Origin of the sequence: Siccibacter turicensis LMG 23730 (assembly GCF_000463155.2) — a bacterium.
Lineage (GTDB): Bacteria > Pseudomonadota > Gammaproteobacteria > Enterobacterales > Enterobacteriaceae > Siccibacter > Siccibacter turicensis.
This window is the reverse complement of sequence record NZ_AWFZ01000057.1, coordinates 1-291: the sequence shown is the minus strand read 5'-3', so window position 1 is coordinate 291 and position 291 is coordinate 1. Positions and strand designations below refer to the sequence as shown.

The window sequence follows — 291 nt, the reverse complement described above, 5'->3', positions numbered from 1 at the left end:
GGGCAGGGTGAGTCGACCCCTAAGGCGAGGCCGAAAGGCGTAGTCGATGGGAAACAGGTTAATATTCCTGTACTTGGTGTTACTGCGAAGGGGGGACGGAGAAGGCTATGTCGGCCGGGCGACGGTTGTCCCGGTTTAAGCGTGTAGGCTGACTTTCCAGGCAAATCCGGAAGGTTAAGGCTGAGGCGTGATGACGAGGCACCACGGTGCTGAAGTGACAAATGCCCTGCTTCCAGGAAAAGCCTCTAAGCATCAGGTAACATCAAATCGTACCCCAAACCGACACAGGTG

General features: G+C 55.7%; 1 rRNA gene. It reads left to right on the top strand.

The window, feature by feature from the left end:
• Positions 1-291, top strand: a 23S ribosomal RNA gene (locus tag DW58_RS17965); the annotation flags it as partial.